Source organism: Terribacillus sp. DMT04, from assembly GCF_019056395.1.
GTDB classification, from domain to species: Bacteria; Bacillota; Bacilli; order Bacillales; family Amphibacillaceae; genus Terribacillus; species Terribacillus aidingensis_A.
In genome coordinates, this window is sequence record NZ_CP077639.1 from 2507455 (window position 1) to 2526310 (window position 18856).

Below are 18856 nucleotides of genomic sequence, written 5' to 3' on the forward strand. Positions count from 1 at the left end.
CATTACTCTCCTAAGTAAGGGCTGCTCGCAATATTGATAATCTGTTTGGATAACTTATTAGTGACAGTCAAATCAGAATGTGGACAATGTTTAAAAGGCTCAAGCTCATGTAATGGTGTCCAAACAGGCCTCGCCATTATTCCACTTTGATTCAATACCCCTAGTACATCCTCATGTATATACGTTTTAGGATCTATGATTAATGTCTGCAGCCAATAATTGCTTGTTGCAAATGAAGGTTCCTTATACAATTGTATACCTTCATAACCTTTGAGAATCTGTTCATATCTGTAGAAGATTCTTCGTTTATTTTTGATAAAGCCATCTAATTGTTCAAGCTGCGCGACACCCAATGCAGCATTTAAATTAGGCATTCTGTAATTGTAACCTACTTCATCATGTACATATTTCCACCGGTGAGGAACTTTTGCAGTAGTGGTCAAATGCTTTGCTCTATCAGCTAGGTTGTCATCATTTGTAAGGATGGCACCGCCACCACCTGTGGTGATTATCTTGTTACCATTAAAACTCATTGCAGATATCTTGCCAAAGTTACCTGTATGCTTTCCTTTATAAAAGGATCCTAACGATTCAGCTGCATCTTCCACTACTACAATATTGTAACGGTCACAAAGCTCAATTAATGGATCCATATCTACAGGATGTCCAAAAGTGTGCATCGGAACAATTGCTTTAATTATTTTCCCGGTATATTTATTCATACATAGATTGTTTCTGACAGTAGTCATTTCTTGGAGATAAGACGCTAGTTTCTGTACATCAACACCCAATGTTTCATTTGAAATATCTATAAAGTGCGGAATTGCCCCACAATAGGATATAGCATTTGCAGTTGCGATGAACGTCAAGGATGGAGTGAGCACCTCATCTTCTATTTGCACTCCTGCAACTTCTAATGCCACATGTAAAGCAGCTGTACCATTCACAACAGCAACAGCTCTTTTTACTCCAGTGTATTCTGCTAATGACTTTTCAAATTCGCTAACATACTTCCCTACGGATGAGACCCATCCTGTTTCAATACAGTCATTGACATAAACTTTTTCATTACCACTAAATGTCGGTTCATGTAAAGGTAGAAAATCTTTCACAGGATAGAGTTCCTTTATTTTCTTTGAGATATCAATCCAAACATTATTCATATATTATACACATCTGCCTTATAACGATTTAGATTATGTTTATTACTAAACCATTCTACCGTTTCTTTCAGCCCCCGTTTCAAGCCTTCTTTTCCGCTAAATTGCGGTTCCCACCCTAATAGTTCTTTTGCTTTCCTATTCTCTGCCCACAAACGCTCTACTTCACTTTTTTCCGGTCGTAAACGTACATCCTCTGTTTCGATTTCTACGTTAACTCCCATCACTTCCGCAATCAATTTAGCTGTTTCTCCTATGGAAACCTCAAAATTACTGCCGATATTTATTACCTCACCTAGCGCATAAGTACCGTTCATGATTGAAATAAAACCAGCCACTGTATCTTTTACATAATTAAAGTCACGAGTAGGATGCAAGGAACCTAACTTAATACTTCTTTTACCTGCAGCAAGTTGGGTAATAATCGTTGGAATAACAGCACGAGCAGACTGCCTAGGACCATACGTATTAAAAGGGCGAATGATAGACACCGGCGTCTCAAAGGAACGATAAAACGATAATGCCATTTGGTCTGCACCTATTTTGGAAGCAGAGTAGGGTGATTGTCCTGCCAAGGGATGGTTTTCGTCTATTGGTACATATTGAGCCGTTCCATAAACTTCACTAGTTGAAGTATGGACAACTTTTTTGATTCCCAACTCTCTTGCTGCCTGCAATACATTTAGCGTTCCTTTAATATTCGTGTCGATATAAGTGTCAGGTGAATGATATGAATAAGGTATAGCAATTAATGAAGCCAGATGTAAAACAACATCGCATCCCTTCATTGCCTCCTTTACGCCATAAGGGTCACGAATATCACCAGCAAAAACTTCAAGCTCATTCTTTATCTCTTCTGGAGATGAATCGAGCCATCCCCAGGAATTAAAGGAATTATAGTAGACAAAAGCCTTTACTTTATATCCTTGGCGGATAAGTTCTTCCACTAAATGTGAACCGATAAAACCATCTGCACCCGTAACTAAAATTTTACTCTTTTTATGACTCATGCTCCTACACCTCTATTCGAGATAATACTCAATACGCGGATCACATAGTACTTCTATGAGGTATATGTGAATTTCTCGAGTTAATTTAATAATATCATTTACCATTTCAACGCGGTCTTGGTTTGTTATAACCTCTTTTTCAAAGTTATATTCGAATTTGTTATTAATTCTTTGAACATAAAAAGATAACTGATTCAAAAAGATTTCTTCAATCATTTTATTCTTTCTAATCTCTTTAAATAGCTTTAATACTTTTCTTAAATCATTTAGCGATACTGCCCTGGCATTAATTTTATTTAGTTTCTTTAATATCGCATCAATTTCATTCTTTACCTGGCTAATTTCACTTACAAAATTCTTAATTACATTAACATCTTGGTGTGTACTTTTAATGGGAATATTTTTTATACTTTTTTTGTCTTTTATCCCCATTATATCTACTGACTCTGGATTTATATATTCCGTACCCTTTATTCTAGCACCATTTTTTGAAAGGTTAAATATTTTCATCTTCTCTTTATCAAAGAGTCCTATTAGGTTATTAAAAGACTCTAAATGGGCAAATAATGAAAAAAGGGTGCCTACTTTGCTCCCGTTATTACTATCAACTAATAATTGAGATTCATAATTATTGGTGCTGTCGTGTTGTCTTACACCCTCTGCATAATATTCCCCGTTTAATAAGGCCAGATCTTGCCCAACAAGATACACGTTCGAAAAACCTAGGTAATATAAGATTTGCAACGAGAATACAGCAACAGATGGTACTCCTGGAAAACAAGGTACTTCTTTTCGAAATCTAGGTGTGATACTATCAGTATCAATATTAGCAAGAATAGAATTTCCTTTATGCATTTTAAATATTTTTGAATTTATAATACCACTTACAATTAACGGTCCCGAATAATTGACACCCTGAAAATGAGCAGTATAGTTTTTTATGCTTGAATCAATAACTGTAACATAGTCTGGTACAATATTATGGCTAAGTAAACCATTTAAAGCAGATCCAACTGAGAACAAGTGAGCTTTATCCTTCATTTTTTTTATAAAGGGTATATTCTCTTTCATGGAAGGTCCAGAAGCTACTAAGAGTGCTGTTTCCCCTCTAAACTTGTTTTTGTACACATCAATTGATGTTGATTCGAGCGTATATTCTAAATTTAACAAAGGCTGAATAATCCAGTCCTTCTTAAAGTATTTTTCAGTATTCTTATTGAGTTGTAACATTAAAAGTCCGTTTTTTATCGTGTCTAAGATTTCGTTAACTTGTTCCACATTTGTCTTTTCATATCGAGGGTGGATAAGCAAGTTAGATTTTACTCCTAAAAACTTTTTAATATAGCCATTTATTATGAGAGGATTAATATTTTCATAATGATAGAATGTCATTTTATTATTATTGTCAATAATATCTTGTGTTCTTTCGCTTAACTTCACATCAGTATATGGTTCTATAATTAAGCAGTGTATAAATTCCAACTTATTTAACTGCTCAATTATAGTGCCGTTTCCAACTCCAATAATAATATTAAGCTCTTCCGACTTAATTTGTTTGACAAATTTTTCAGCTTCCTTCTCTGAGGAAAAATTCGAGTTCAAATATACTTTCTTTCCTGCATCCGGTTGATTGTATATAAAAAAAGTCTTATTAAGTTCAATTACTTTTTTAATGAAGAAATTTTCCATGTTCTCAGTATAGCCTTTCAGGCAGTTTATTCTTAAAATGAACCAACGAAGGTACTAATTCATATTCCATTACATCTACTAAAAAGTCATAATCACCATCTTCGATACGCGAAATAGCACGTGTAGCAAGTTCATTAATATATTCTATATCAATAATCTCAATTTCGAAATATCCCGCAGTAGCTTGAATCTCAATCAATGAATTAATAAGATTAATAAAGCCGTTAATAATTAGTTCTTTATCATTAGATTTTGAAAATGAATCAACTTTATCTTTAACTTTTTCTATATAAATTACCAGTTCTTCAATAAATTCTTTCTCAATTGTAGATATTTGTTTCACAGAAAAACTGTACGAAGAATGAGAAGCTATTATTTCCATAAATGCTTTCTCAGATAAAGGCGCCCCACTCTCATCATTAATAATAAATTGCTTTTCATGCAGGTATACCTTTATTTCCTCATATAAGTCTTCTTTATTATTATTTAAAAACTCCATATCTCCGATTTTATACAATTACATACTCCCCTTTAAACAAATGATAGATAGCCAATTGTGGCTATCTATCAAATTATCATTCATTCAATTATTATTGTAGTAACTGAAGCACTCCCTGAGGCTGCTGGTTCGCTTTAGCTAACATAGACTGCGCTGCCTGAGAAAGAATGTTATTCTTCGTAAATTCCATCATTTCTTTTGCCATGTCAACGTCACGGATACGAGACTCTGCAGCAGTAAGGTTTTCAGAAGATGTGTTCAAGTTGTTGATAGTGTGATCTAGGCGGTTCTGAATCGCTCCGAGGCTTGAACGCTGTCCGGAAACAGCAGATATAGCTTTATCGATTGCATCAATTGATGCATTCGCACCAGACTGAGAACTAATCGTCGCTGTAGAAATACCTAATGCAGAAGCATTCATTGTAGAAATACTCACAGACAAAGTTTGACCTGTATTAGCCCCAATTTGAATCAATTTACCAGAGAAACTCCCGTCTAACAGGTTCTGTGTATTAAATTCTGTGTCATTTGAGATACGATCAATCTCTGTAGACAATGCTTCCATCTCTTTTTGAAGTTCTGCGCGATCTTCATCCGTGTTAGTGTCGTTCGCAGACTGAACAGAAAGTTCACGCATACGCTGTAGGATAGAGTGCGTTTCGTTCAAAGCACCCTCAGCTGTTTGGATCAAAGAGATACCATCTTGTGCGTTTTTAGAAGCCATATCCAAACCACGGATTTGACCACGCATTTTTTCGGAGATTGCTAGACCTGCAGCATCGTCTCCAGCTTTGTTGATTTTAAGACCAGAAGATAGTTTTTCCAAAGATCCTGAAGTTGCAGCTGAGTTAGAGCTTAGTTTGTTGTATGTGTTGATAGCTGCGATATTGTGATTGATTCTCATTATAAAATTCCTCCTTGAGTGTAAGTACAGCCCACATCCTTGTGGTTTCTTTGGTCCGCAGGGTCGGCCGCCCGCTGCTTTCCTTTGCTGTACTATATATATCGGAGGGTATAACAAATTGTTTAGCTTTTTTCTCCATTATTTTTCAATAAATTGAGTAAATCGATGGAGGTGTCTGCTGCTGCACTATTTTCCTGCTCTATTGCTAAATAGACTTCTTTCCGGTGAATAGCTATTTCCTTTGGCGCGTCAATACCAAGCTTGATTTGCTCGCCATCTATACTAAGAATCTTCAACTCAATATCAGCGCCTATTTTAACTGACTCGCCAACTTTCCTCGTTAATACCAGCATTATTCCACCTTCGCTTTCTCGGGCTGTAAAGGAGTACGAGGTGAAATATCCTCAGAAACAATAACCTGCTGGCCTTTTAACACATCAGCATTAATAATCAGCGGAGCTTGCAAATTAATTGTGCTTTGATCAAACGGATCACGCAAAGTTAAGATGGATAGAACTTTAACCTGCTTAACCTTACTAATTCCGAGTTCATCTTTCACCTGCTCACTCAAATCGAACTCATAGTCTTTATGAAAGTGATACGGATTAGTAACAACAAATGCCACGTGAGCTGCAGTTACACTCTGCAAAATCTGAAATACTGGGTTATCCGGAAAATCAATTAATGCAAAAGCTTTTTCATCATAAAAACCTGGCAACCCATTTTCAAATCGGATAACCTTCTTTTCGTCTATATTCATATTACCAAAGTATTTTGTTTCTATATCCATTAATAAGCTCCTTATATATTCATCTCAAACCCATTCACACCATAAAACTTCAAGTTCTCAAAATCTACCTTCAAAGATTGATACTGAGCAATCCCAACATCTACTTGTCCGCGCTGATACTGATACTCCGGCTGGCGCGGGGTATTCCTAATTTCAGGCGCATTTACCTTCACATTAATATCCAGCTCAGAAGGCTGATAATCAATTTTGACAGAAAAGTTTGATGGAACCCACCCAATAGCAAAGTCCTTTAAATTTCGTTCTGCAATCCGTTTTGCTTGGGCAACAATCGGATCGCCGCCTTTTTCAATTTGCATCAATTCTTTGCCTTCTTGAACTGTTCGAGCAATACCTTCTAAATAAGATTTCTTTCCGAGTTCTGCAAAATCATCAATCCGCTTCATAACAGACTTCAAATCCATATCATTCCAGGCCTGTGTCTGGTCAATTGTCAGCTTGGATGGTGTCGTGCGCATGGTTATTTCCGCATCTGGCTGACGGATGATTTGCTCTGCTTCTGGCTGTTGGATGCTTAACTTAGCATCTGTTGTATGAAGACTGATTTTAGCTTGCTGTGACTGGAGTCGCACCTGTGGCATGTCCATGTCGATTACTCCTTTCTATACAAAAAGCCCCGCCATCTGGCAGAGCTTTATACGTTTATCTTAGAAAATCCATCAGCGTCGGCTGAATAATACGTGCACCAGCTGACATTGCTGCACGGTGCACCGCTTCTTGAGAAGTCAGATTCATAATAACTTCTTCCATATCAGCATCTTCGTTATCAGACATTAACTTTGTTGCGGAAAGTTCTTGATCGTCCAAGCGAGATGCTACTAAGTCCATTCGGTTCATACGCGCGCCCAGATCAGCACGTTCATTAATAAGATTGTCTATATTCTCATCAAGTGCTCCTATATACTGATCCAAATCTTCATCAGAACCGTCCGAACGAAGTGCAGTTGAGAAACTCTCCAAATCATCGAATAGCTTCTCCCCAAATGCTGCATCACCGTCAGCGTTCATCTTTACCTCGACGCCTTTGGATAAAGTAAGGCTAACGGCATTGGTATTAAAATCTACTGTGGAACTGCCATCATCGTTAATTACGACAGGTTTCGTATCTGTCGCAGATCCATTAAAGATATACTTACCATTAACTTGTGTATTCGCAATAGAAGCCAGCTGTTCTTTCAGCTGATCAACCTCTTGGGCAATATTGCCGCGCTGACCTTCATCATACGTGCCATTGCTTGCTTGAACGGCTAATTCGCGGATACGTTGCAAAGCACTTGTTGCATTGCCCAATGCAGAATCAGAGTTGTCAATCCAAGTCTGTGCCTCGGATAAGTTACGTTTGTACTGTTCCACATCACGAACCTCGGTACGATAGCTCATTCCTTTGGTCGCAACAACCGGGTCGTCGGAAGGTTTTGTAATCTTTTTCCCTGAAGATAGCTGTTCAGAGTACTTATTCAAGTCGCCATAGCTGTTACTTAAGTTACTAAGCATTCTGTTAGACATCATACTTTGTGTTATGCGCATGTATTACTTACCTCCCTACTAATCCCATGTTGTTGATTATTCTATCAAGCATCTCGTCAACAGCAGTCATGCTGCGGGCTGCAGCGTTGTATGCGTGCTGGAACTTGATCATGTTTGTCATTTCTTCATCAAGTGACACGCTCGATACAGATTGGCGCTGTAAGTCAGCTTGATCTACTAGAGAAATAGAGTTGGCTGCTTGTCTGTTTGCTTCTTGTGCTTTCACACCTAATGTTCCGATCATACCTTCGTAAAAGCTGCTGACAGACGTATTACCTAATCCTTCCATCGGCGTACGCATCGCTTCGGATAGTTTCTTCGCATTTTCACCGTTTCCAGAAGTTCCATCAGCGCTTGCCGCGATAAGATCTGGGTTGCCATCAATCGTATTGGAAAGACTGATGTTCGCTGCTGCCCCGGAAACCTCGTTACCAGCATCAAAGAAATCAATACCAGATACTTCTCCGGCTTTTGTAAAGCCAGTTTGCTGCACTTCATTTATCGCACTAGCAAAACTAAATGCCATTTTATCAAGATTCTGCATCATTTCCGGATATGTGCCTTTAACAGAACCATTCTCCAAGTAGCCGTAAGAATCTATAAGTCCTTTGAGCTCACCTTTGGATGTAAACTCTTCTACTGGGATTGCTGTATCGCCAAATGTTACACTCTTTACTGCTTGCATACCATTTTCGTCTTCTCCATATTGCACAGAAAGTTCCTGGAACGTTTTTGTTTCCGGGTCAACCAAAACTGCTTGTGCCGCACCTTGCTCATCAACCAATGTAATCCTAGCAATTCCCTGCGCTGCCTGGGGTGCTAACCCGCCTGATTTCTCATAATCCACCTTAATATTAACCATGGTTGATAGCTCATCAATCAGCACATCACGTTTATCATACAAGTCATTCGACACCATGCCATGTGGTTCCATGTCAGCAATCTGCTTGTTCAATTCATTAATCTGATTCATATAAGAATTGATGCTTTTTACAGACACATTATCCATTTGGTCTTTCAAATCCGTACGTACGTTACTAAGGCTGTTTGAGATATAATTAAATGATTCCGCTACAGCTTGTCCTTTCTGCAAAGCGACAGAACGCGCTCCGGATTCTTCTGGCATAGCAGATAAATCCTGAAGTGAGCTCCAGAAGTCATCCATGACAGCTGAAAGTCCCGTATCAGAAGGTTCGTTGATAATACCTTCCATGCGGCTGAGTGCGTCAGCCTTTGTACTCCAATATGATGCTGTACCTGTTTGCGAACGGTACTGGGCATCTAAGTATGTATTTCGAATTCGTTCAATTGAGCCTGCTTCCACACCCGTTCCTTGCTGGCCGACAACTTGCGGTCGATTCAGTCCTGGAGATGGATATGGAGATGCTTGCTCAAAGTTAACACGCTGTCTTGTATAACCATCCGTATTGGCATTGGCTATGTTATTGCTTGTTGTATATAGTGCTGTTTGCTGCGCAAATAGCGCAGATCGAGCAATTTCTAATCCTTGGAATGTAGATCCCATCTATTTTTCCCCTTTTACCGATAGCTTTTCCGTATCTGTGTTATGCTTTGGAGTCGAATAATGAGCGATTTTGCGGTCGCTGCTCGTGTTGATTTGGTGTACCGTAATTCAATGATGAGATGGAGGGAGCAAGCATATCCAGAGAGATTTGCACAAATTGCATCGACTGCTCCAGCAGCTGCTGATTGAGCGCTTCCTGTGTTTTGAGTTCGGTTACGGCTTGTGTCAGTCCGATTAGTTCAGCTTCCAATTGTTTAGCAGCTGTTATATCGTTTATTGTCTCCAATAGCTCTGTCACCGTCTCAGGTACCGGAATACCGGCAGCTGCTGCCCATATCTCTGTCTGCTTGATGCGCAGCTGTTCGAGCTGCGCCGTTGCTTGCACATGCTTCTTTTCAGCCAGCAATTGCTTTTGCAAGCTGTCCATATCATTTGCTTTCAGATGCTCTGTCTTCAAGCGGCTGATTTCCAGCAGACTGCGGTGCAAGGTGTGCAATTTATTAATCGTCTCTAGTAAAACTTGTAAAGCCATGGTTGCTCCTCCTTGGTCTTATGACCAAAAATCCATCATTTTCTTGGCGGTTTTCTCTGCATCGACTTTGTAATCGCCATTTTGTACTGCGGCTTTTATCTGTTCCACATAGCTCTGACGGCTCGCCTGAATTTTGTCGCCTTCCTGAAGCCGTTTTGCTTCCGAGGAAATCTCCAATTTATCCTGACGCTGACTTGCTTTATGCAAGTCAGCCTGCTGTTTGAGCTGTTTTGTGTACGGATTGAAACCGGATTGGTTCGGACCTTGTATTTTCAAAGATCAGCACCCCTTTCCAACTTCTTAACACTCTTACAGATAGTATCGGTTCATATCGAGGAAATGTTAAGCAATTTAGCTGATTTATTTCACTTATCGGTTTCCATTATAATATACGCGCTGTTCATTCGCTTTAGCTGTTTCCCGTTTCCGGTCTAATTCAAGCGTTACATCTAGTTCCTTGCGCATGTTATCTTTGCAGTCCGTACACATTTCGCCTTCGGTGATCTGGTTGCTGCAGCTGCGGCAAGAATAAGAAAGCATCGGGAATTGACTCGGCTGCAGTCTTTTTTCTCGAACGAATTTAATAATCAACGATTCTGGAACTGTTGTTACTTCTGTAATCTGCTGAATCGTCGCTTGGCGATTCTCTCGTTTACGCAAGTATTGGTGCACCATTTGGAAGGAACGTTCTTCCTCTCGATGACAGTTTGGACAAATATCCCGGTAATCTCTTGCGAATACGCTTCCGCATCGGACACAATTTGCTAGTTCTAACATAGGCTAACGCCCTCCTCCTAGTATAATAGGAACACCGGAAAGTGTCCTGTTTAGTATAATTATAGCACGTTAAGGTACTTAAGCCGCGGTTTCCGCGACATTTGGCATATGGGAAAGTTACCCCCTGATTAAGGTACAGGCCGCTATTTTTTGCGCGCCATTTTCCTTGAGAACCTGCGCTGCGTGTCTCAATGTGGTACCTGTTGTATAAATATCATCAATGAGTACCACAGATCGCGGAACATCTCCTGACAGATAAAATGGGTTATCTGCCTTCATCCTGCTCCACTTGCTGCGTTTGGACTGTTTTTCCCCATGCTTTCTTGCTAGTGCATCTAATGTGGTAGCTCCTGTAAAATCCGCCAGCTCGGCAGCCTGATTGAAGCCCCTCTCTTGCATACGTTCGTCGCTCAACGGAATCGGCACAGACACATACTTCTGATTGCTGAAGTGTTGCTGAAAAAGCTGCCGAAAAGCTTGCTCAAACACTTTTCCAAGTGCATAATCACCGCGATATTTCCATTGCGCGACATAATCTCGCATAAAATCATCATAACCATACAGCGATACATTCTTATCTAATACAGCTTGGTAGTCTGAAGTTTCCCATTGCGAACAATCCCTGCATATATCCGACTCTGCTTGCTTCATGCAACTTGGGCAACCTTGCTCTGTTAGCAGCGGAAAAGCACTTTCGCAGCTTGTACACAAAGACGTGAGGTGTTCCGGCCAGAAAAAGGTTGACCACATTGGTCTGGCACTTTTTGGTTCACCGCAGTATATACAGCTGTTCATAATTTGCTCGCTCGGCGGTTCATCTTTTGAATTGCTTGAACGGCTTGATCCATCGCTGTGCTTCTTCCTTCATGAAAAAAGACTACTTCCCCTGTCGGATCTGCAGGACTGCGGCCAGCTCGGCCGGCTATTTGCACAAGTGCTGCTTCATCGAACACCTCATGCGCGGCATCTACAATTGCCACATCAACAGACGGGAATGTGACACCGCGTTCCAGGATAGTAGTCGTTAAGATGATGGCAATTTCTCGATTCCGGAAGGCCTGAACCTTCTCCTCTCTTTCTTTATCGGCAGCATGTACCGTCCTGATAAGCGTTTCTGCTGTATTTTTTGATAGGATTTTTTTAGCAAAGGGTTGTAATGCTAGGATAGCATCCTTCTGCAGATTATCAGCAAGTGCAACCGTCGGCAAAAACAGAAGCAGCTGACGTGTTGGATTTTTACGTTTTTGCAGCCACTTAAGCAACTGTTTCGGCAAAAGTCCCTGCTTCAGTTTCTTGTGTAACCCAAAGCAAATTTTAGAAGACGGTACGGGAAGCGGCTGACCGTGGAAGCGCAGCGGAACAAACACAGATGGCAGCGTTTTGGCTTTTATGGCCCGCTTTTCTTTTTTTCGAGGAGTTGCGGTGAGAAAAATAGAGGCACATACTGTTTTCTTTGCTTTATCAGAGGCAAAGTGAAGCATAGCTTCAGCATGGTAAGGAAAGGCGTCAATTTCATCGATGATAAGCACATCAAAGGCTTGGTAAAAACGAAGCAGCTGGTGGGTTGTAGCTAAAATAAGCTGACCATCTCCCGTTTTATCCAGGCTGCCGCTGTATAAAGCCTGCATCGTAACAGTGGGAAAAGCTTCACGAAAGCGCGGCAGCAATTCCCGTACTACATCGGCACGCGGTGTTGCCAAACAGACGCGTTTGCCTTGCTGGAGGGCACTTGTGATACCTTGGAAAAGCATTTCGGTTTTACCTGCACCGCAAACAGCATGCGTTAATAATCTTTTATTCTGCTGGATCGCCTGATCAATCGCATCTGCTGCGACTTGCTGATGCACAGTCAGCTCCCCGTCCCAAGCACAAGGAGCAGCATGAGTTGGCCATTCCGGTTCAGGTCCTGCCCATTCATAAAGCTGCTCACAGGCACTGACTCTGCCCATTAGAATACAGTTTCGGCAATATAAATGAGTTTGGTTACATTTTTGACAGGTAATGCTTTGCAGGTGCGCGTCACTAGCATTACAGCGGCTGCAGTATGAGTGTCCTTTTTCGTTACGGATACCGGGGATTTTCTTGAAAAAGCGCTGGTGAAGCGCCTGTTCAAAGAGAGGGGATGGGAGAGGGATTTCACGGCGCAATAGCCTTTTCCCGCTATAGCGCTTTGGATCAATTTCCATATAACTGCTCCTTTCTTATTAAAAAAAGGGAAGATATACTCTTCCCTTTTACACTTTATACCATGTCAGACCAATGGCACCTTCTCCAAGATGGGTACCGATGACTGGGCCAAAATAAGATACATCTATTTCGGAGTTTGGATATTCTGCCTGCATCTCTGCTCGAAGTGCTTCCGCTTCTTCGGGACGATTGGCATGAATAAAACAAGCTCTCATTTTGTCTCCGCTTGCAGCTTGTTCAGCGAATAAAGACTTGATTCGGCTAAGTGCTTTTTTCTTGGTGCGAATCTTTTCAAATGGGACAATCACTTTATCTTCAAAATGAAGCACTGGCTTCACTTGAAGCAAACTGCCGATAAGCGCTTGGGCACCATTCAAACGGCCTCCACGCTGCAAGTTGGATAAATCGTCCACCATAAAGTAAGCAATCATCGTTTGTTTCATCTCATCGAGACGTTCCAGAATTGCTTCAACAGATGCGCCTTGTTTTGCCATTTGCGCAGCTTCCATTGCATAATACGCTTGCGGCATACAGCTCAATTCCGAATCATACGCATACACATCAATTCCTTCGACCATATCATCAGCCGCTACCATCGATTGGTATGTTCCGCTAATACCGCTGGAAAGGTGAATACTGATCACAGCATCATATGTTTTGCTCAGTTCCTCCAGCTTTTCAATCACTTTCCCTACAACTGGCTGCGACGTCTTCGGCAAGCTTTTCTGCTGTTTGATTTTCTCATAAAATTCAGCAGTACTAATATCAACTTCTTCCTCATACGTTGCATCGTCAAAGACGACCTGCAATGGAATCATATGTATATCAAAAGCTTCTCGCTGTTCTGGCGTAAGATATGCTGTACTATCAGTCATGACAGCAATTTTCATACTTATCGGTCTCCCTTACATTTTTTCATTCTTTCTTTTCATCTTACCTTATGCATGCCCTTTTTGCATCTATCTGATGACCAATTCATTCTCTGCAAGCCGTGTATTTTTTGGATTTTTCTACAGGAAATGCGCGATCTTACGTCTATTCTGTTGTAAAAAAGAGAAAAGACTCTGGGACTAAACAAGATTCATGCTTCCCAAAAACGAATGATCACCACAATCATACTTTTTTATGCAGTCCTCTGATAGTAGCTGCCTTTCCAACTCTAGCGGTCATAATTGGACGAGAACAGCTTCTAAAGTAGACACCGACAAGAAAATCGCTTTGTATCTTCGAGTTTCCGTTAACACTAATGAAGGTTTCCCACACACAATCAGCGCAGGAAAGCGGAGTGTATTTCCGAAGCGGCGCTCTCATTTCAAAAGCAAAAAATCCAAACAATACTGCAATCAACAGCAGTTGTTTGGATTTTTATCCAACTTAAACAGTTATGTCTAAGCCTCTTCCCATTTTATAAAACTTCAACCCAGCCGTTGCGAATTGCCGTTACAACTGCCTGCGTACGGTCGTTTACGTTCATTTTCTGCAAAATATTACTCACATGGTTTTTGACTGTTTTTTCGCTAATATATAAAGATTCCGCTACGCCGCGGTTGCTCTTGCCATCTGCAAGCAGCTGCAGCACTTCACATTCTCTGCGTGTAAGCAAATGCAGCGGACGGCGATGCTCGCCAATTTTACTGGAGATAGAAGAGTTGTTTTCCTCTGCTAAGCGACGGTATTCTTTTACAAGGTTATGTGTTACTTTCGGGTGCAGATAAGATCCGCCTTCACTTACAACCTTAATCGCATCAATCAAAGAATCCGCATCCATTTCTTTCAGCAAATAACCTTGTGCTCCTGTTTTCAAAGCATGTGTGACGTAGTTTTCATCATCATGGATAGAAAGGATAATAACATTAATATCCGGTCGGTGCTTGATGAGATCTGCTGTTGCTTGTACACCGTTTGTAGTAGGCATGTTGATGTCCATTAGCACGACATCAGGATTGTATTTCTCGACGAGTTCAAGTGCCTCTGAACCGTCATCCCCCTCTGCGACAACCTGGAAAGCTGGTTCGAACTCGAGAATACGCTTTACTCCCTCTCGAAATAGCTTGTGGTCATCAATCAATAATATCCCAGTACTCATGTGGTTTGCTCCTCCTACAAGTTCATGTCTTTTTTCTTTTAACTGCATGTTTAAAATTGTTTAAAGTATTAATTGTTTAAAATAAGTCCGTTAACCAGTCTCGCGTATTGGATGACGTTAGTGACATGCTTCTAATTATAAGCATAATTACCTGTTTCCTGCCACTCTTATCCGTCTGCGAGCGGGACTTTGATCAAAACGCGAGTGCCTTTCCCGACTTCGGTATAAAAATTAATGGATCCATCGAGCATTTCCACTCGTTCCCGCATTCCAATAATGCCGAATGAATTCTCTTTCTTCTGGGTGATATCAAAGCCTCTTCCATCATCGATGATACTGATGACGACGAGTTCCTGCATCACTTCTAAGCGAACTTTAATTGTTGTGGGTTCGGCATGTTTAACAGCATTTTGGACCGCTTCTTGCGTCAAACGGAACAGCGCCACCTCGTACTTCGGATCCAAACGCTTATCTGCTTTCAGAGCGGTAAACTCAATGTGAATATTATTAAATTCCTCAATATTGTTCAAATATTTTTTGATGGTAGGCAAAAGTCCAAGATCATCAAGCGCCATTGGACGAAGATCATAAATGATACGGCGAACCTCATATAGTGAGCTGCGGACCATTTTACGCATATTCTGAATCTCCAGCAGCGCCTCTTCCGTGCTCCTTTCGCGAAATGTCCGATCAACCAGCTCAGATCGAAGCAAGATATTGGCTAGCATCTGTGCCGGACCATCATGCATTTCTCTGGAAAGGCGGCGCCGCTCTTCCTCTTGTGCTTCAATAATTTTCAATCCAAATTCCTGCTTCTCTTTCGCATCATGAATCAGCTGGGAAACTTGTTTGAAGTCATCATTCAGATAGTTGAGAACAACACTGATTTTGCCGACAAGTCCTTCGGCGCGCTTCATTTTCAATTCCAGGCTTTGCAGCCGTCGATGCATTTCATCGCGCCGCTCTCGGAGAAATTTTTCCTTCTCACGAGACATCCGAAGCTCACTTTGCAGTTTATGCGTCTGCTCGTATACTTCACGGATTTCCTCTTCTGAATAGCGGTCAAAATCGCGGCTCACATCAGACAGACGCATCTTGGAATAGCGGACCTTCTGTTCGAGCTGATCGCCTACTTTAATGATGTCAGCCACTTTTTCCTTTGTGAGCTGCAAATCAGCAAGAAGCTGTTCATACTCTATGCGCGATTCTTCTCCTATGTAAAAAATCTCATCCTTGCTATTCTCGACAGCTTCCACCATTTCACTAATGATGGAATCGAGCGCTTTGTCTTCGATTTTTTTTGCCATTTTTATTTTCTCCACCAATCTATTATGCTATATCATTCGAATTACCTAACTGCTTTTGGGGGTTAACGGAATACTTTTCTGTGTAATTCGACACATTTTCTGCTATCTTTATATAATGAGTCCTCAAGGAGGTAAAACGCAAGATGCTCACTACTTATTTTACCGTAAAAACGGAAGGCGCACACGAAATTGTCATCCAAAAATCCCGTTTTATTGGTCATGTAAAGCGTGTCGAGACGGAAGAAGAAGCCATCGCTTTTGTGCAAAAGATAAAAAAGGAACATAAAGATGCTACCCATAACTGCTCTGCTTACATGATTGGCGAGCATGATTTAATTCAAAAAGCCAGTGACGATGGCGAACCGAGTGGTACTGCAGGTGTGCCTATATTAGAAGTTCTGAAGAAAAAAGGGCTGAAGGATACAGCTGTAGTGGTAACAAGGTATTTCGGCGGTATTAAACTTGGAACCGGCGGTCTTATCCGTGCTTATTCGGGTTCTGCCTCTCAATCGATTGATACAATCGGCGTAGTACAAAGGCAGCTCATGCAGCTAGCGGAGATTCATATCGATTACACATTACTTGGGAAAGTCGAGAATGATTTGCGACAGTCTGCTTATACATTGCAAAATATTGATTACGCCGACCGCGTTATTCTGCATACTGCAATGGAATCAGGCCAAGAGCAAGAGTTTGAAGCATATATAACCGATTTGACCAACGCCCAAGCTGAAATCAAATTCGGCGGGCAAGAGTATGTAGAAAAAGATGTGTAAACGTCGTCGGACGTCTGCACATCTTTTTTTCGACAAAAATTATTCCCCGGGAAATTTATCAGTTCCCAGCTTGATAATCAGCAGCTTTTAACCCGCTCAAAGCTCCTTGATCCGCTATAACCGTTACATTCGGATGTTCCTTAAGGATTGAAGCCGGAAATGCTTCCGTTACATCCCCATATACAAGTCGTTCCAATACCGCGGCTTTTTGTTCGCCAGCTACAAGCAGCAGCACTTCTTTGCTTTCCATAATGTTTTGAATCCCCATTGTAATAGCATGTGTCGGTACAGCATCCAAGTTGGGAAAGAATCGAGCATTTGCTTCCCTTGTTGTTTTGTCGAGTTCAACGACATGCGTCCGCTGCTCAAAAGGTGTGTGTGGTTCGTTAAAACCGATATGCCCGTTCAGTCCGATTCCAATCACCTGCAAATCAATTCCGCCAGCAGAAGTTATTTGCTGTTCATACGTTGCGCAAGCTGCATCTAAATTTGCTGTCTCACCATTCGGAAGATGCGCTGCCGTTTCCGGCAAATCGACTTGGCTGAACAAATGCTGATTCATATAATAAGCATAACTATTCGCATCGCTCGGATGAATGCCAACATACTCATCCAAGTTAAAAGTCGTCGCTTTTGCCATAGAAAACCGTTTTTCTTTGTAAGCCGCAACTAAAGCTTCGTACAAACCGACTGGTGTTGAACCAGTTGCAAGCCCAAGTACTGCTTCGGGCTTATGAGAAAGTTTTGTAATAATCTTTTTAGCTGCCATTTGGCTTAATTCTTTATAATCTTGTGCTTTTTCCATAGTGAGCATTGTCATTTCTCCTTCTGATAAGCCAATTTTCCTCTGCAATAGGTTGCCTGTAATGCCAGCTCGTCATCCAGCAGTACAATATCCGCATCCTTCCCAACCTCAAGAGAACCTTTTCGCGCATAAATGCCAAATTGTTTTGCCGGATTTTCAGCTGTCATCTTCACGATATCCGCAACTGACGCACCTGCAAAGTCAGCCATATTTCGAATTGCATCCTTCATTTGCAGCATACTGCCCGCGAGCGTTCCATCAGGCAAGAGCGCTTTGCCATCTGCCACGGTTACAGCTTGTCCGCCCAGATCATACGTGCCATCTTCCAGGCCTTTTCCTCGTAACGAATCTGTAATAAGCAGCAATCTATCTGCACCGACATTTTGGTAAATTAAGCGTAGCATCTCTGGTGCAACGTGAATGCCGTCAGCGATAAGCTCACAAGTTAACGAAGTAAGCAGAAATCCTGCTCCTACCGCTCCAATATCACGATGATGAATGCCATTCATTTGATTGCACAAATGCGTCAGCTGACTAACGCCATGCACAGAAGCTTCTTTTATTTCTTCAAAAGAGCTGTCTGTGTGCCCTGCCGTAGCAATAACATTTTCTGAAGCCAGTTTTTTTGTAAGCTGGTAGTTGTCGTCACGTTCCGGTGCCAATGTCACAACTTTGATCTTACCTCCCGCTGTTTCTTGCCAGTTAGAAAACAGCGTCGTATCAGGTTTTTGAATATGCTGCAGCGGTTGTGCGCCAGCTTTTCTTTCGTTCACAAATGGACCTTCTAAGTGCACACCAATCAATTCAGCCTCACCTTGCTTGTTCTGGAACAAGCGCACCTGTTCCAAGGCAGATGTGATAGCTGATTGACTTTGGGTAATTGTTGTAGCTAAGAAGGTTGTTGTACCTTCATTCGGCAGCCATGCTGCTATTCTATGCAAGCTTTCCTGCGTGGCATCCATTGTATCGGCACCCGCCGCTCCATGAATATGCCCATCAATAAATCCCGGTAATGCCAAGCGGTGCTCTCCATCCACTTCTTGCGCATATTCCATAGCAGGATTCTTTTCGCCTATCTCTACTATTTCCCCATTTGCTATACCGATATAACCGTCAATGATGTGATTAGGTGTGCAAATACGGATATTCCGAAGCAATATGTCACCCATTTCCGTTTCCCTTCTTTCCTTATTATCATTTACAGCCTAGCATATTGCGAAAGAGAAAGAAACGAGAATGTAAACGCATACGCCAGCTTTGATAG

The 18856-nt window shown here is 41.4% G+C and carries 21 protein-coding genes; 1 reads left to right on the top strand and 20 read right to left on the bottom strand.

The genetic code is table 11. The features are described 5' to 3' along the window. Positions 1-2: 2 nt before the first annotated feature. The 18 genes from KS242_RS13240 to KS242_RS13325 all read right to left on the bottom strand — a co-directional run bounded on the left by KS242_RS13240 (position 3) and on the right by KS242_RS13325 (position 16011). Positions 3-1163 carry a LegC family aminotransferase gene (locus KS242_RS13240; RefSeq protein ID WP_217321761.1) on the bottom strand — a complete coding sequence of 387 codons (1161 nt, stop codon included), beginning with the start codon at positions 1161-1163 and terminating at the stop codon, positions 3-5. Beyond that, positions 1160-2170, bottom strand: coding sequence for an NAD-dependent 4,6-dehydratase LegB (locus tag KS242_RS13245; RefSeq protein ID WP_217321762.1), 1011 nt, complete (start codon positions 2168-2170; stop codon positions 1160-1162). The genes KS242_RS13240 and KS242_RS13245 overlap by 4 nt, the downstream gene beginning before the upstream one ends. 12 nt (positions 2171-2182) lie before the next feature. Next, entirely contained in the window at positions 2183-3859 is a 1677-nt protein-coding gene (locus KS242_RS13250) for a motility associated factor glycosyltransferase family protein (RefSeq protein ID WP_217321763.1), read from the bottom strand. Between the two features lie 4 nt (positions 3860-3863). Further along, positions 3864-4376, bottom strand: coding sequence for a hypothetical protein (locus KS242_RS13255; protein ID WP_217321764.1), 513 nt, complete (start codon positions 4374-4376; stop codon positions 3864-3866). A 73-nt stretch (positions 4377-4449) separates the two neighbouring features. After that, positions 4450-5262, bottom strand: coding sequence for a flagellin N-terminal helical domain-containing protein (locus tag KS242_RS13260; protein WP_217321765.1), 813 nt, complete (start codon positions 5260-5262; stop codon positions 4450-4452). A 122-nt stretch (positions 5263-5384) separates the two neighbouring features. Next, positions 5385-5615 (bottom strand): carbon storage regulator CsrA, encoded by a 231-nt coding sequence (gene csrA / locus KS242_RS13265; protein WP_217321766.1) that lies wholly within the window; start codon positions 5613-5615, stop codon positions 5385-5387. Next, a complete protein-coding gene (gene fliW / locus KS242_RS13270) occupies positions 5615-6052 on the bottom strand; it encodes a flagellar assembly protein FliW (RefSeq protein WP_217321767.1) in 438 nt (145 codons plus the stop codon). Before fliW ends, csrA begins: the two co-directional genes overlap by 1 nt. A gap of 11 nt (positions 6053-6063) precedes the next feature. Then, entirely contained in the window at positions 6064-6657 is a 594-nt protein-coding gene (locus tag KS242_RS13275) for a DUF6470 family protein (protein ID WP_217321768.1), read from the bottom strand. Between the two features lie 55 nt (positions 6658-6712). Further along, the gene (flgL, locus tag KS242_RS13280; RefSeq protein WP_217321769.1) at positions 6713-7597 is read right to left on the bottom strand and encodes a flagellar hook-associated protein FlgL; all 885 of its coding nucleotides are present in this window, start codon (positions 7595-7597) and stop codon (positions 6713-6715) included. 7 nt (positions 7598-7604) lie between these two features. Continuing rightward, a complete protein-coding gene (gene flgK / locus KS242_RS13285) occupies positions 7605-9122 on the bottom strand; it encodes a flagellar hook-associated protein FlgK (protein ID WP_217321770.1) in 1518 nt (505 codons plus the stop codon). Positions 9123-9162: 40 nt separating this feature from the next. Then, positions 9163-9654 (bottom strand): flagellar protein FlgN, encoded by a 492-nt coding sequence (locus tag KS242_RS13290; RefSeq protein WP_217321771.1) that lies wholly within the window; start codon positions 9652-9654, stop codon positions 9163-9165. Between the two features lie 18 nt (positions 9655-9672). Continuing rightward, a complete protein-coding gene (gene flgM, locus KS242_RS13295; RefSeq protein WP_217321772.1) occupies positions 9673-9930 on the bottom strand; it encodes a flagellar biosynthesis anti-sigma factor FlgM in 258 nt (85 codons plus the stop codon). Positions 9931-10023: 93 nt separating this feature from the next. Then, entirely contained in the window at positions 10024-10431 is a 408-nt protein-coding gene (locus KS242_RS13300) for a TIGR03826 family flagellar region protein (protein WP_217321773.1), read from the bottom strand. Positions 10432-10548: 117 nt separating this feature from the next. Beyond that, positions 10549-11082: a ComF family protein gene (locus tag KS242_RS13305; protein WP_217321774.1), complete on the bottom strand. Its 534-nt coding sequence runs from the start codon at positions 11080-11082 to the stop codon at positions 10549-10551. 140 nt (positions 11083-11222) lie between these two features. Continuing rightward, entirely contained in the window at positions 11223-12617 is a 1395-nt protein-coding gene (locus tag KS242_RS13310; RefSeq protein WP_217321775.1) for an ATP-dependent helicase ComFA, read from the bottom strand. 48 nt (positions 12618-12665) lie between these two features. After that, on the bottom strand, positions 12666-13508 hold the full coding sequence (locus KS242_RS13315) for a DegV family protein (RefSeq protein ID WP_217321776.1): 843 nt from the start codon (positions 13506-13508) through the stop codon (positions 12666-12668). 515 nt (positions 13509-14023) lie between these two features. Further along, positions 14024-14704: a response regulator gene (locus KS242_RS13320; protein WP_097039536.1), complete on the bottom strand. Its 681-nt coding sequence runs from the start codon at positions 14702-14704 to the stop codon at positions 14024-14026. Positions 14705-14871: 167 nt separating this feature from the next. Beyond that, complete coding sequence (locus KS242_RS13325) at positions 14872-16011, bottom strand: sensor histidine kinase (protein WP_217321777.1); 1140 nt, start codon at positions 16009-16011, stop codon at positions 14872-14874. A 143-nt stretch (positions 16012-16154) separates the two neighbouring features. On the opposite strand from KS242_RS13325, the gene KS242_RS13330 reads away from it, so the two are divergent. Further along, positions 16155-16787 carry a YigZ family protein gene (locus KS242_RS13330; protein ID WP_217321778.1) on the top strand — a complete coding sequence of 211 codons (633 nt, stop codon included), beginning with the start codon at positions 16155-16157 and terminating at the stop codon, positions 16785-16787. Between the two features lie 58 nt (positions 16788-16845). Here the strand turns inward: KS242_RS13330 and nagB are convergent, their stop codons facing one another. Both nagB and nagA read right to left on the bottom strand, forming a co-directional pair. Further along, complete coding sequence (gene nagB, locus KS242_RS13335; RefSeq protein WP_371747549.1) at positions 16846-17601, bottom strand: glucosamine-6-phosphate deaminase; 756 nt, start codon at positions 17599-17601, stop codon at positions 16846-16848. Positions 17602-17603: 2 nt separating this feature from the next. Beyond that, on the bottom strand, positions 17604-18761 hold the full coding sequence (gene nagA / locus KS242_RS13340; protein WP_217321780.1) for an N-acetylglucosamine-6-phosphate deacetylase: 1158 nt from the start codon (positions 18759-18761) through the stop codon (positions 17604-17606). Between the last annotated feature and the right edge of the window lie 95 nt (positions 18762-18856).